Origin of the sequence: uncultured Ferrimonas sp., from assembly GCF_947489035.1 — a bacterium.
Lineage (GTDB): Bacteria > Pseudomonadota > Gammaproteobacteria > Enterobacterales > Shewanellaceae > Ferrimonas.
The window spans coordinates 15,411-29,476 of record NZ_CANLCI010000011.1 but is presented as its reverse complement, the minus strand read 5'-3'; the positions used below and the strand labels follow the sequence as shown (position 1 = coordinate 29,476).

The window sequence follows — 14,066 nt, the reverse complement described above, 5'->3', positions numbered from 1 at the left end:
GCCCCATGCCTTTACTTACTCCCCTGAGTGCCGACACCACCCCCGAGCTTGCCAATGATTTTGCGCTGTTTGAGCGCATCTTAGGCTTTGTGCCCAACAGTTTACTGACCATGCAACGGGTGCCTGCAATGGTGACCGGCTTTGGGGCCTTAACCAAAGCGGTGATGGATCCCAACGGCGAAGTGGATCCTGGCTTTAAACGGATCTTGGCGCACTTTTGCAGCCGCGCTGCCGGTTGCCAGTACTGCGAAGCCCATTCGTTGATCGCCGCCGAACTGCACGATGTGCCCCATCAAAAAGTGCAGGCGCTGTGGCAATATCAAACCAGCCCTCTTTATAGCGAAGCCGAACGCGTGGCGCTGGATTTCGCCTTGGCGGCGGGCAGCGTGCCCAACGGGGTTGATGAACCGTTAATGGCCAAGCTGCGCCAGCACTGGAGCGAAGTGCAGATTGTCGAGATCTTAGGGGCGATATCGCTGTACGGTTTTTTGAACCGTTGGAACGATTCGATGGCGACCCAAATCGAAGCCCCAGCTCTGGCTATGGGGCAGGAAGTGCTGGCCCAAGGCGGTTGGGATGGCGGCAAACACAACCGCCAATAACGCCGACGCCAATGTTAGGGCTAACATTGATGTTAACGCTATGACTACCATGGCGTTTTCCTTACGGCTTTACGCGCTCTTAGGGGTGTTTCGGTCATAAAATCGTGGCTCGCGCTTCGTCCGCTTTTTGCTCTGCGTTACACTGCTGCCTCGGACGAAGAGGAAGGCCAATGAATCACCTTAGATTGTTGTCAGTTGTGTGGGCCTGTTTGGCGCTGTTGATCCTCCCCGTGCAGGCGAGCAACTCGCTGACCGAACAGCAGCTGAGCAATCAGATCGTTCAGCTCAGTGACAATGGCCCCAGCGAGCCAATGCAGCTCATGGCGCAGCTTAGGCTGTTGCAGCAACAGGCACAGCAAGCGCAGTGGCCGGCAGTCGAAGTGATGGCCACCAGCCGCTTGGCCAACCTGTTAACGCGGCTTGAGCGTTTTGATGAGGCCGAGCAATTGATGCAGGCTTACCGCGACGTGGATAGCATCGACAGCGTCAGCCGCAGCTACTTGCTGAGCGCCAAGATGTACATCGCCAGCTCGCGTAATGATCTGCAGCAGTTCACCAACTTAAAGTTAGTGGCCGCGGCGTTGGCGCAGCAACTGGCGCTGCAGCAACGCTTCATTGATCAGGGCAAACTGTTGTTGGAGATCGGCAACGGACTGGTGCTGTTTGGCCAAAATGAAGAAGCCTTGCCCTTTGTGAAGCAAGCCTCGCGCTTATTCCAAGCCCACAACGATCAGCGTAATCTGGATGTTGCCAGTGGCAGTTTGGCCAACATTCACAGCCAACTGGGCAACAACACGTTGGCCACCCAAAGCTACCTGCAACTGCTTAACTCGCCAGACGATGGGCTAAGCCCCATGGATCGCTCGGTGCTGTTGTATAACGTTGGCGCCTCTTATAAAAACCAAGAAGACTACGTTAATGCCCAGCGTTATCTGCAGCAGGCGCGGGCGCTGAGTGTCTCTTTGCAAGATGAGATCGGCGTGGCCTACGTTGATCTGCTGCTGGCCGAGCAACAATTGGAACAACAGCAATATCAGCACGCCCTCAACCAGCTTGAACAAGTGGCCCCGATCTTTACCCATCAGCGCAGTGTCCACACCCACTTAGAGTTACAGCGCTATAAGGCGCAGGCATTGTTGGGGTTAAACCGCTTTGATGAGGCCGAACAACTGCTGGATTATGTGGCCATTGAGCTGGATCCGAACGAGCCCAGCAAAGGCTTGCAGCACTACTTTCAGTTGCGCTATCAGCTGGCAGAGCAGCGCGGCCAATACCAACAGGCATTAGCCGCTTATCAGCAGTATGCGGATCTGAAAGTCACCCGCGCCGATAAAGCGCGGGAAAGCACCGTGCAGCAGCTCATGGTGGAGTTTGGGGTAGAGCAAGCCGCCGCCACCAATAAGTTGCTTGAGCAGAATAACCAGCTGAAGCAGGGGCAGATCAATCAGGTCGAGAACGAGATCACCATCCTCTATCTGCTGGTGATTGTGGGCGGGTTGATCAGTGTGTCGATTGTGCTGTTTTGGTATCGCGAAGTGCTGACTCGACGCCAGCTGCAACAGATGGCGATGCAAGATTTCCTGACCGGCGCCCCCAACCGCCGCGCCGTTATTGCCTACGCCAAAAAGTGTTTAAGCGCCGCCATTCGCAATCAGCAACCGCTGTGCATCGCCATTGTCGATCTGGATCATTTCAAGCGCATTAACGACAACCACGGCCACGACGTCGGCGATAAGATGCTGCAACGGTTCAGCCATATTTGCGCAACCGAATTGCGGAATGAAGATCAGTTTGGTCGCTTTGGCGGCGAAGAGTGGCTGCTGGTGTTTCCGGGCACCCAATTAGAGCAGTTGCCGCGCATTTTTGAACGGCTGCGCAGCAAGCTGCAGGCCGATGGCATGGGTGACGAGCAAGACTTTACCCTGACTTTCAGCATGGGCGGGGCGCAATGGCATAACGCCCTGCTAGAGTTGGATGATCTGATTAAAGCGGCCGACGATAACGTGTATCAGGCGAAGCAGCAGGGGCGTGATCGCTTGGTGATCTCGGCAGCGCACACCGCAGATGGGTGCAGCACCTAGGCGCGGTTATCGCACGCTAAGACTCAGGCTCAGGATCAACAACGGCACCGTAATGGTGCCGTTGTTGTGTTTCACTTCAGCGTGCGTCGGCGCTAACGCCGTTGCAACAGCCAGAACGCGGCGGCGGCAAACAGCATGCTGGGCAGCATCGCCCCTAAAAAGGTGGGTAAGCCCAGCACCAAGCTCATGGGGCCGAAGATCTCATTGCTGATGTAGAAGCTAAAGCCGGTGACCACCCCAAGCAAAATGCGCGCGCCCATGGTGACGCTGCGCAGTGGCCCAAAGATAAACGACAAGCCCAGCATCATCATCACCGCCACGGTGATCGGCTGCGACACCTTTCGCCACAGCGCCAGCCAGTAGCGGGTGGGATCCTGTTGGTTGGCGTCCAGATAGTCGAGGTAATCCACCAAGCCTGAGATCGACAGCGATTCCGGTTTTACCGTCACCACCTGCAGCTTGTCTGGGGTCAGATTGGATTGCCACTGGCTAACCAACTCGGTGCTGGTGCGGATCTGCTGTGGCTCAAAATCGGTGTGGGTTACGGTGCTCATATGCCAGCGATCTTGCTGATATTGCGCGGTTTCAGCGTGGGTGATGTGGCGTAAGGTATTGTTGTCATCAAAGCGATAGATGGTGATCCCGGTTAGGTGATCGGCATCCACCACCTCTTTGATGTTCACAAAGCGGTCGCCATCTTTGGCCCAGGTGCCGCTTTGGCTGGCGCGAATCAAGCTGCCGCCAGAGCGTTTTTGGGCGGCAAATTCCCGCGCGGTTTGCTCGGCCACCGGCGCCACGTACTCGCCAATCAGCATCACGCTGAGCATCAACGGAATGGCGGTTTTCAGCACCGAATTGGCGATGTTCAGCCGCGACAATCCCGCCGCTTGCATCACCACTAATTCTGAGCTTTGCGCCAACATGCCCATGCCGATCAGCGCCCCCAGCATGGCCGCAATCGGGAAGAACATCTCAATGTCCCGCGGCACCAAAAACAGCACGTAGGTGACCACGTCCCAAGTGGTGAAGTCGCCTTTGCCCGCCCAGCGCAGCTTATCAACAAACTTAATCAGGCCGGACAGGCCGGTTAGCACCAGCAAGCACACGGTGGTGCTGCCGATGATGGTGCGGGCGATGTATTGATCCAGTAGCTTAATCATGCGCCTTGCCCCCGCAGTTTACGCAGGCTAAAACGTGATAAGAGTTTCACCCCTGTTGGGCGGCCTTTGCCCACCAAGATCATGCCGATCATCAAGGCGGTAAGGTGGATCCACCACAGCCCTAATTGAATCGGCACCGAGCCGTTTTCCAGCGCTTTACGGCCAGCCATCAGCAAGCCGAAGTAACCGAGGAAGATCAAAATCGCGGGGATCATCTTGGCGTATTTGCCTTGGCGCACGTTCACCCGCGACATCGGCACCGCAATCAGCACCAGCAGCGGCAGCGCAAACGGCACCGCAATGCGCCAGTGCAGTTCGGCTAAGGCGTCGTTGCTGCCGTTATCCAGCAGCTGTTGCACGCTTAAGGCCGACATCTTGCGACGGGTGGCTTCCGCTTGCTGTTCGCGGATCTCCATCTCGTACTCTTCAAAGCCCACACGGCGGTATTCAAGGGCATTGATGACGCCGCTCATGCGCATGCCATCGTCTAGGTGCAAACGGCGCGAACCGTCGCTGGCTTCTTTAATCGAGCCGGCGCTGGCCACCACAATGCCGGTTTGCGCTTCTTCGCTGGTGAGGGTTTCAACGCCGTCGGTGGTTTTGGGCAACTGCGCCACAAACACCTTGGAAAGCTTGCCGTTTTTGGCTTCTTCAACGTAGATCACCGCTTGGCCATTGGCGGTTTTTTGGAACCGCCCCTGCACCAGTGCCGACAAGCCCGCTTCCGCTTTGGCTTTCTCTAACACTTGGTATTCCACCTCTTTCGCCCACGGCGCGAGGTACAGCGAGGAAACCGCCGATAAGCCGGCCATTACAATGGCCAGCATCAAGGTGACACGGGTGACGTACCATTCCGATACGCCCACGGCATGCAGCACCGTCATTTCGCTGTCGGCGTACATGCGCCCATGGGCGGCCATGACGCCCAAAAACAGCGATAACGGTAAAATTAGGGTAAGCAGTTCTGGCAGATTCAGTGCCAGTAAGGTGGCCACCAGTTGGCCGGGGAATTGTCCTTCGGCGGCTTCGGCGAGGATCTTCACAAACTGTTGGCTAACGAAAATGGTCAGTAATACTGCCAACACCGCCATCTGTGACTTTAAGGCTTCTTTGAGCAGATATCGAAGTAAAATCAACGCTGGTTGTCCACTTAGTAAACTAGTAATTTCTCTGGTAACGGGCCGCTATTTAAGTAGACTGTTTGTTTTAATACTTTTCAAACAGCTTTTATAGGGTGTTAACGCAAGGTTAATTGTAAAAACCTTCTGCGCGATATGCGAACAATCATTTGTTCGCCGCCACTTGGCCAGCAAAAGACGTATTATCTAACAATAATAACGTCATGTCTTTAAGAACAGGGAGATGCCATGGAGTTCAGTGTAAAAAGCGGCAGTCCAGAAAAGCAGCGTAGCGCATGTATTGTAGTTGGCGTGTTTGAACCACGTCGATTGTCTGCGGTAGGCGAGCAATTGGACAAAATCAGCGAAGGTTACATCAGTAATCTGTTGCGTCGCGGCGATTTAGAAGGCAAGCCGGGGCAAATGCTGCTGTTGCATCAAGTACCTAACGTGCTGTCAGAGCGCGTGTTGTTGGTGGGTTGCGGCAAAGAGCGCGAACTGGACGAGCGTCAGTACAAGCAGATCATCAGCAAAACCATCAACACCTTGAACGAAACCGGTTCGATGGAAGCGGTGTGCTTCCTGACCGAACTGCACGTTAAAGGGCGCGACAGCTACTGGAAAGTACGCCAAGCGGTGGAAGCCACGGAATCGTGCCTGTACACCTTCGATGCGATGAAATCGAAGAAGGATGAAACCCGTCGCCCACTGCGTAAGATGGTGTTCAATGTGCCGACTCGTCGCGAGTTGACCATTGGCGAGAAAGCGATCGCCCACGGTTTGGCCGTTTCTCACGGTTCTAAGTTGTGTAAAGACGTGGCCAACATGCCGCCAAACGTGTGTAACCCAGCGTACTTGGCCAGCCAAGCCAAGCAGATTGCGGAGCAACACGACAAGCTGCAAGTGCGTACCATTGGTGAAGAACAGATGGCCGAGCTGGGCATGCACGCCTACCTCGCTGTCGGCCGTGGCTCGGAAAACGAGTCGATCATGACGGTGATGACCTACACCGGCGCGGCGGATCCCGAGCAGAAGCCAATCGTGTTGGTGGGCAAAGGCCTAACCTTCGATTCTGGCGGCATCAGCTTGAAGCCCGGCGAAGGCATGGACGAGATGAAGTACGACATGGGCGGCGCGGCCGGCGTGATCGGTACCATGCAGGCGCTGTGTGAACTCGACCTTAACATCAACGTGGTGGCGGTACTGGCCGGTTGTGAAAACATGCCAGACGGTAAGTCTTACCGTCCCGGTGACATCCTCACCACCATGTCTGGCCAAACCGTTGAGGTGATGAACACCGACGCCGAAGGCCGTTTGGTGTTGTGTGATGCGCTGACCTACGTCGAGCAGTTCGATCCAGACGTGGTGATCGACACCGCCACCTTAACCGGTGCCTGTGTGGTGGCCTTGGGTAAACACGCCACGGGCATGCTGTCGAACCAAAACAGCCTGGCTCACGATCTGGTGACCGCCGGCGAATCCTCTGGCGACCGCTGCTGGCGCATGCCGCTGTGGGACGAGTACATGGATCAGCTCGACAGCCCCTTTGCCGACATGACCAACTTAGGTGGTCGTGCCGCCGGTACCATTACCGCCGCCCTGTTCCTGTCTAAGTTCGCCAAGAAGTACTCTTGGGCCCACTTGGATGTGGCAGGTACCGCGTGGAACAGCGGTGCCAATAAAGGCTCAACCGGTCGTCCGGTGCCAATTCTGACCCAATACCTGTTGGGGCGTGCTGGCGAAACCGACGCCGAGTAAGCGGCTCACTTAGCTTACCGCTAAGTCCACCCGCTCGGTGCCCAGACGGCGCCAACCAAAGGAGCTCTGCGGAGCTCCTTTTTTGTGCCTGTTATTTGTGCCACCATTCGCCCTTTGATTACGCCGCAAGGAAAACCGATGGCCAACGCGCTGTTCTACCTGCTTACCTCTGCCAACGATGCGCCCCAAGGCAACAGCGAACTGCTGGCGTGCCAATTGGCCGCGCGCAGTTACAGCAAAGGCCAAGGCATGCTGATCTATTGCGGCGATCGCGCCCAAGCGGAGCGAGTGGATGAACTGCTGTGGCAGTTCGATGCCGAGCGTTTTATTCCCCACAATTTGCAGGGTGAAGGCCCGCAAGGGGGCGCACCGATAGTGATCCATTGGCATGGTGGTGATCACAGTCGGTTAGAAAATCGCCCGCAGTTGCTAAACCTTGCCCCCGAACCGCCACATTTTGCGGTACAATTCAGCCAAATTATCGATTTTGTTCCGGCTGATGATCAGGCTAAAGCGCAGGCGAGGCGGCGATTTGCTGCTTACCGCCAACTTGGGATCGCCCCAAGCATGCACGATTTAGCCAGTCAGCCGTTTTAGTTTTTGTAGAGAATTCAGCTCCCATGGATAAGACGTACAACCCACAGTCAATCGAGCAGCGCCATTACCAGCGTTGGGAAGAGGCCGGTTACTTCAAGCCTCACGGCGACACCAGTAAAGACGCTTACAGCATCATGATCCCGCCGCCAAACGTGACTGGCAGCTTGCACATGGGTCATGCCTTCCAAGACACCATCATGGATACCCTGATCCGTTACCAGCGGATGCAGGGCAAAAATACCCTGTGGCAGGTCGGGACCGATCACGCCGGTATCGCAACCCAGATGGTGGTTGAACGTAAGTTGTCAGCCCAAAACATCACCCGCCAAGATTTAGGTCGTGAAACCTTTATCGACAAAGTGTGGGAATGGAAAGAGGAATCTGGCGGCACCATCACCCAACAGCTGCGTCGCTTGGGCGCCTCGGTGGATTGGGAGCGTGAACGCTTCACCATGGATCCGGGCATGTCTGCTGCGGTTCAAGAAGTGTTTGTTAGCCTCTACAACGACGATCTTATCTACCGTGGTAAGCGTTTGGTTAACTGGGATCCCAAGCTGCACACCGCCATTTCTGATCTGGAAGTAGAAAACAAAGATAAGAAAGGCTTCATGTGGCACTTCCGCTACCCACTGGCCGATGGCGTGACAACCGCCGATGGCAAAGATCACATCGTGGTAGCAACAACGCGTCCAGAAACCATGCTCGGTGATACCGGCGTGGCGGTAAACCCAGAAGATCCACGCTACCAAGATCTGATCGGCAAGTTCATCGAACTGCCCATCGTTGGCCGTCGCATCCCAATTGTGGGCGATGAACACGCCGACATGAGCAAAGGCACCGGCTGTGTGAAGATCACCCCAGCCCACGACTTCAACGATTACGAAGTGGGTAAGCGTCACGCCCTGCCGATGATCAACGTGTTGACCTTCAACGCCGACATCCGCAACGAAGCCGAAGTGCTGGACACCAACGGCGAAGCCACCGATGTCTACTCTGCCGAGTTGCCCGCCAAATACCACGGCATGGAGCGCTTTGCCGCTCGTCGTGCGGTCGTGGCTGAGTTTGAAGAGTTAGGCCTGCTGGACGAAATCAAAGATCACGAATTGACCGTACCGTACGGCGATCGCGGTGGCGTGGTGATTGAACCGATGCTGACCGATCAATGGTACGTGCGCGTTGCACCACTGGCCGAGCCCGCGGTAGAAGCGGTTGAAAACGGCGACATCAAATTTGTGCCGCAGCAGTACGAAAACATGTACTTCGCGTGGATGCGCGACGTGCAAGACTGGTGTATCTCCCGTCAGCTGTGGTGGGGCCATCGGATCCCAGCTTGGTACGACGAAGCCGGTAAAGTCTACGTTGGTAACAGCGAAGCCGAAGTACGCGCCAAGCACAACTTGGGCGACGACGTCAGCTTGAACCAAGACAACGACGTGCTGGATACCTGGTTCTCGTCTGCTCTGTGGACCTTCGGGACCCTAGGCTGGCCAGAGAAAACCCCAGAGCTGGAGACCTTCCACCCAACCGACGTGTTGGTGACCGGCTTTGACATCATCTTCTTCTGGGTTGCGCGCATGATCATGATGACCATGCACTTCAACAAAGATAAAGAGGGCAAGGCGCAAGTGCCGTTTAAGACCGTCTACGTGACCGGTCTTATTCGTGACGAGCAGGGCGACAAGATGTCCAAGTCCAAGGGCAACGTACTTGACCCGCTGGACATGATCGACGGCATCGACTTGGAAACTCTGGTGACCAAGCGTACCGGCAACATGATGCAGCCACAGCTGGCGGCCAAGATTGAAAAATCGACCCGCAAGCAGTTCCCAGACGGCATCGTGCCGCACGGCACCGACGCGCTGCGTTTCACCCTTGCTGCCATGGCCTCTACCGGTCGTGACATCAACTGGGATATGAACCGCTTAGAAGGCTACCGCAACTTTACCAACAAGCTGTGGAACGCCAGCCGCTACGTGCTGATGAACACCGAAGCGCAGGATTGCGGCAAAGACGGCGGCGAACTGGAGCTGAGCTTGGCGGATCGCTGGGTACTGGCCAAGTTCAACGACACCGTTAAGTCGCTGCGCGAAGCGATGGACGGCTACCGTTTCGACATCGCCGCCAACATCGCTTACGAGTTCACTTGGAACCAGTTCTGTGACTGGTACTTGGAGCTGACCAAGCCGGTACTGCAAAACGGCACCGAAGCGCAGCAGCGTGGCACTCGCCACACCCTGCTGACCGTGCTGGAAGGCATTTTGCGTCTGCTGCACCCACTGATGCCGTACATCACCGAAGAGATTTGGTTGACCGTGGCACCGATGATCCACGCCGATCTGAACGCCGACACCATCATGCTGCAGAGCTACCCAAGCTTTGATGACGCCTTGGTAGACGAGTCTGCCACTGCGGATCTGGAGTGGGTGAAAGAGTTCATCACCGCGGTACGTAACATTCGCGGCGAACTGAACGTAGCCCCATCCAAGCCACTGAACGTGCTGCTGAAAAACGCCAGCGACGCCGAACTGGCCCGCATTGAAGCCAACCGCATCATGCTGACCAAGCTGGCGAACTTGGAGTCGATCACCGTACTGGCCGGTGACGCACCGATGTCCACCACGCAATTGATTGGTGAGATGGAGCTGCTGATCCCAATGGCTGGCTTGATTGACGTTGCCGCCGAAATGGCGCGCATCGACAAGCAGATCGGCAAGTTGGCCATCGACGCTGACAAGGTTGAGAAGAAGCTGTCTAACCAAGGCTTCTTGGCCAAGGCCCCGGAAGCGGTGGTGGCCAAAGAGCAAGCCAAGCTGGATGAAGCCAAGCGCGACATCGCCAAGCTGGAAGAGCAGAAAGAGCAGCTCAAAGCGCTGTAACGGCTGCTGCCTGTTACCGGCACCACGCGTTAACGAAAAACGCCACCGCAATCGCGGTGGCGTTTTTGTCTCTGCGGTTTGCCGCTTGGCATTTGTAGGTTTGATTAGCCGCAGGCGTAATCGAACGGTGGTGTGGTGCAGGTTATGGCGTGGATGTCACGTTACGCCAAACAGCGGCTAACGTGACCTACGGCATTGGCATCGTATCGTAGGTTTGATTAGCCGCAGGCGTAATCGAACAGTGGTGTGGTGCAGGTTCTGGTGTGGATGTCACGGTACGCCAAACAGCGGCTAACGTGACCTACGGGTTTGGTGCGGTGGCCGTAGGCTTGATTCGCCGCAGGCGTAATCGAACAGGTGTGGTGCAGGTTATGGTGTGGATGTCACGGTACGCCAAAGAGCGGCTAACGTGACCTACGGCATTGGCATCGTATCGTAGGTTTGATTAGCCGCAGGCGTAATCGAACAATGGTGTGGCATGATATTGAACATCATTGGATAAAGACCGCGTTCTCTTGTTAAAAACAACGAGGGTGGTTATGCAATATCGTCGAGCGTTCCAATCTGGAGGTTGTTACTTCTTTACCTTGGTGAGCCATCAACGCCGAACCGATCTCTTGCTTCCGCAATGGCCACGCTTAAAAGAGGCGTTGCTAATAACGCAAAGGCAGCGACCATTCACCATTGATGCGCTGTGCGTTATGCCGGATCACCTGCACCTGATGTTGACCCTGCCCCAAGATGATGACGACTTTCCTACTCGTCTCAGGTTGTTCAAAACCCGCTTTACTAAATCACTCAATATGAGCGAACGAATATGGCAACGGCGCTATTGGGAGCACCTGATTCGAGATCCCGCCGATTACCAAGCCCATTTTGATTACCTTCATTACAACCCGGTTAAACATGGTTTGGTTACTCAAGTGGCCGATTGGCCCTATTCCACCTTTCATCGATACGTTGCCGATGGGGTATACCCCGTCGATTGGGGCATAACCGAATTGGAGATCCCCAGCGGCCAATTTGATTCGCATTGCCGTGATGGCCGTAGATTCGATTAGCCGCAGCCGTAATCGAACAGGATGGGCGTGGTTGATATCGTCACGTTACGCCAAACAGCGGCTAACGTGACCTACGGGTTTGGTGCGGTGGCCGTAGGTTTGATTAGCCGCAGGCGTAATCGAACAGGATGGGCGTGGTTGATATCGTCACATTACGCCAAACAGCGGCTAACGTGACCTACGGGTTTGGTGCGATGGCCGTAGATTCGATTAGCCGCAGGCGCAATCGAACAGGATAGGCGTGGTTGATATCGTCACGTTACGCCAAAGAGCGGCTAACGTGACCTACGGGTTTGGTGCGATGGCCGTAGGTTTGATTCGCCGCAGGCGTAATCGAACAGGATGGGCGTGGTTGATATCGTCACGTTACGCCAAAGAGCGGCTAACGTGACCTACGGGTTTGGTGCGGTGGCCGTAGGTTTGATTAGCCGCAGGCGCAATCGAACAGGATGGGCGTAGTTGATATCGTCACGTTACGCCAAACAGCGGCTAACGTGACCTACGAGTTTGGCGTGATGTCCGTAGGTTTGATTCGCCGCAGGCGTAATCGAACACCAATGGCCGATTTACGCTGCAAAGAGCAGCTAACTCCCTGCAATAAATAGTTTTCTGCAAAAAGGCTGCCTGTGTGAGGGCGGCCTTTTTTTGCGATTTTTTCACGGCAATCGCGGCGGTAACGCACCCAGATCACACTTAAAGTGCAGAGGGGGATCTAGCATGGCGGCATGAACGAGCTGCTGCTGTTTAATGTTTACCTGCTGTACGGTCTGGTGTTCTTCACCATCGGCTGCGTTATCAGTTTCCGTAATTTGAAGTTCAGCAAGTTGGCCATTGCATCGGCACTGCCGGCATTGGCGCTGTTTGGCTTTAGCCACGCGTTGCATGAATGGTCAGAGCTGTACCTGCAGCTGGCGGATGGGCAGCGGCTGCAGCGCTGGTGGGTTGAGATCCAACTGCTGCGAATTGGCAAGCTGTTGCTGTCGTTCTTGGCGCTGATGTGGTTCGCCTGGCAGATGCTGGAGATCTTAGTAACCCGCCATCGGCGCTGGTTCCGCTATCTGGTGCCCGCCTTGCTGGCGATCTACACCGTGGCCGCCTTGGTGCATTGGTCGGTGTTCCCGATTAACCATTCCCTGCATCTGTCGGTGCACCTGACTCGCTGGATGTTTGGCTTGCTCGGCGGCAGTTTAGCGGGGCTGGCGTTGATCCTGTATGGCCGCGAACTGTCGGCCAGCCGCCACCAAGGGGCGCAAGCGTTTAGTTACGCTGGGTTGGCGCTGATCGCCTATGCGCTGAGCGCGGGGCTGCTGGATAGCCACTGGGGGCTGTGGGTGCCGCTGCTGCGGATGCTGTGTGCGGCGGTGTTGTTGTTGGCTTTATTGCGGGCGCTGAAGCTGTTTGATCAAGAGCATCAAGATCAGATCGAAGCGCAGCAAAAGCGCATTTTACGCGGCGAGAAGCTGCGGGCGATGGGGGAGTTGGCTTCGGGCATCGCCCACGAGATCAAAACCCCATTGAGCTACGCCACGCTGGGTTGCGATCTGTTGGAAGCCCAATTGCATGGAGCAGAGGGGCCACAACGGCAATTAACCCGCATTCGCCATGGGCTAGAGCGTGCCAGCCACATCAGCCAAGAGGTGCTGCACTTTGCCCGCCACAGCGAAGATCAGGTGACAGAGGTGGAGCTGACCGAGGTGATCCAATCGGCGCTGGCGCTGATGCAGTACCGCTTAAAGTCGTTTGATATTCGTCTTGAACTGGCGCCGCCGCTGCATGTATTGGGGGATGCCGTGAAGCTGGAAGAGGTGGTGATTAACCTGCTGAACAACGCCATTGATGCCTGCACCGACATTAAGCGTGTGCGGATCTGGGCCCAGCCCCAAGGAACGCGCATTGTGGTGGGGGTAACCGATTGGGGCGGCGGCATGGATCCCAGTTTGATTACGCAAGCTACCAGCCCGTTTTTCTCAACCAAGGCTCAGGGGAAGGGCACCGGATTGGGCTTGGCCATCTGCCAGCAGATCGTGCAGCAACATCAGGGCGAATTAAGCCTAGAGAACGGCCCCAGTGGGCTGGTGATCCAATTTACTTTGCCAAGGAGTGCCGCATGAACCTTTCCATCTTGCTGGCGGAAGACGACAGCGAGCTGAACAGCGCCATTGACGAAGCGCTCACCTACGCCGGTTTTCAGGTGGTGGCCTGTGGCAGTGCAGAAGAAGCCTTGGATCGGGCGCAACAGCAGAAGTTCGATCTGGCGTTGCTGGATCTGGTGATGCCAGGCATGACCGGCGTGGACGCCATCGTGGCGTTGCGGCGACTCCAGCCAGGGCTAGGCATAGTGATCACCACCGCCTTTGCCACGGTGGATACCGCCGTTGATGCGATGAAACGCGGTGCCGATGACTTTATTACCAAGCCGTTTAATCTGGCGGTATTGGCCACCACCTTGCGGCGGGTACACGCGCAGCGGCAACCGACCATCGCCTTAGCGGAAGATCAGGCCAACAAGGTGTTTGCGGCGCTGGCGAACCCGATGCGACGGGCGGTGCTAGAACAACTGGCCAAGCACAAGCAGCTGAAGTTTATGGATCTGTGCCGGTTGTCTGGGGTGGAAAACCACACCCAATTCAATTTCCACCTGCGCCAGTTAAAGCACAGCGGCTTGGTGCAGCAAAACGTGAACAAGATCTACTTTCTGACTGCTGAGGGGGCGCAAATGATGCAATTTCTTACCGCCGCGGGCGATGGTTAACTCTTTGTATATAAGGGTAATTATCTAAATCTGACAAGAGAACTTATCAACTGGCTGCAAA

The 14,066-nt window shown here is 55.8% G+C and carries 10 protein-coding genes; 8 read left to right on the top strand and 2 right to left on the bottom strand.

All coding sequences use genetic code 11. The features are described 5' to 3' along the window. The first annotated feature begins 5 nt into the window (after positions 1 to 5). Both Q0796_RS08620 and Q0796_RS08615 read left to right on the top strand, forming a co-directional pair. Positions 6 to 602, top strand: coding sequence for a carboxymuconolactone decarboxylase family protein (locus tag Q0796_RS08620; protein WP_298441994.1), 597 nt, complete (start codon positions 6 to 8; stop codon positions 600 to 602). 170 nt (positions 603 to 772) lie between these two features. After that, complete coding sequence (locus Q0796_RS08615; RefSeq protein WP_298441992.1) at positions 773 to 2,683, top strand: diguanylate cyclase; 1,911 nt, start codon at positions 773 to 775, stop codon at positions 2,681 to 2,683. Between the two features lie 92 nt (positions 2,684 to 2,775). Here the strand turns inward: Q0796_RS08615 and lptG are convergent, their stop codons facing one another. Then, on the bottom strand, positions 2,776 to 3,840 hold the full coding sequence (gene lptG / locus Q0796_RS08610; RefSeq protein WP_298442100.1) for an LPS export ABC transporter permease LptG: 1,065 nt from the start codon (positions 3,838 to 3,840) through the stop codon (positions 2,776 to 2,778). Continuing rightward, positions 3,840 to 4,979 (bottom strand): LPS export ABC transporter permease LptF, encoded by a 1,140-nt coding sequence (gene lptF / locus Q0796_RS08605; protein WP_298441990.1) that lies wholly within the window; start codon positions 4,977 to 4,979, stop codon positions 3,840 to 3,842. Before lptF ends, lptG begins: the two co-directional genes overlap by 1 nt. A gap of 231 nt (positions 4,980 to 5,210) precedes the next feature. Here lptF and pepA point away from each other — a divergent pair, with 231 nt between their 5' ends. From pepA to Q0796_RS08575, 6 genes are all read left to right on the top strand, one after another. Then, positions 5,211 to 6,719, top strand: a complete 1,509-nt coding sequence (gene pepA / locus Q0796_RS08600) for a leucyl aminopeptidase (RefSeq protein WP_298441989.1) — start codon at positions 5,211 to 5,213, stop codon at positions 6,717 to 6,719. A 138-nt stretch (positions 6,720 to 6,857) separates the two neighbouring features. Further along, the gene (locus Q0796_RS08595; protein ID WP_298441987.1) at positions 6,858 to 7,316 is read left to right on the top strand and encodes a DNA polymerase III subunit chi; all 459 of its coding nucleotides are present in this window, start codon (positions 6,858 to 6,860) and stop codon (positions 7,314 to 7,316) included. 23 nt (positions 7,317 to 7,339) lie between these two features. Continuing rightward, positions 7,340 to 10,192, top strand: coding sequence for a valine--tRNA ligase (locus Q0796_RS08590; protein ID WP_298441985.1), 2,853 nt, complete (start codon positions 7,340 to 7,342; stop codon positions 10,190 to 10,192). A gap of 539 nt (positions 10,193 to 10,731) precedes the next feature. Beyond that, positions 10,732 to 11,253 carry a transposase gene (locus tag Q0796_RS08585; RefSeq protein ID WP_298441983.1) on the top strand — a complete coding sequence of 174 codons (522 nt, stop codon included), beginning with the start codon at positions 10,732 to 10,734 and terminating at the stop codon, positions 11,251 to 11,253. A gap of 725 nt (positions 11,254 to 11,978) precedes the next feature. Continuing rightward, a complete protein-coding gene (locus Q0796_RS08580; protein ID WP_298441982.1) occupies positions 11,979 to 13,364 on the top strand; it encodes a HAMP domain-containing sensor histidine kinase in 1,386 nt (461 codons plus the stop codon). Beyond that, complete coding sequence (locus Q0796_RS08575; RefSeq protein WP_298441981.1) at positions 13,361 to 14,005, top strand: response regulator; 645 nt, start codon at positions 13,361 to 13,363, stop codon at positions 14,003 to 14,005. The genes Q0796_RS08580 and Q0796_RS08575 overlap by 4 nt, the downstream gene beginning before the upstream one ends. Positions 14,006 to 14,066: the final 61 nt, after the last annotated feature.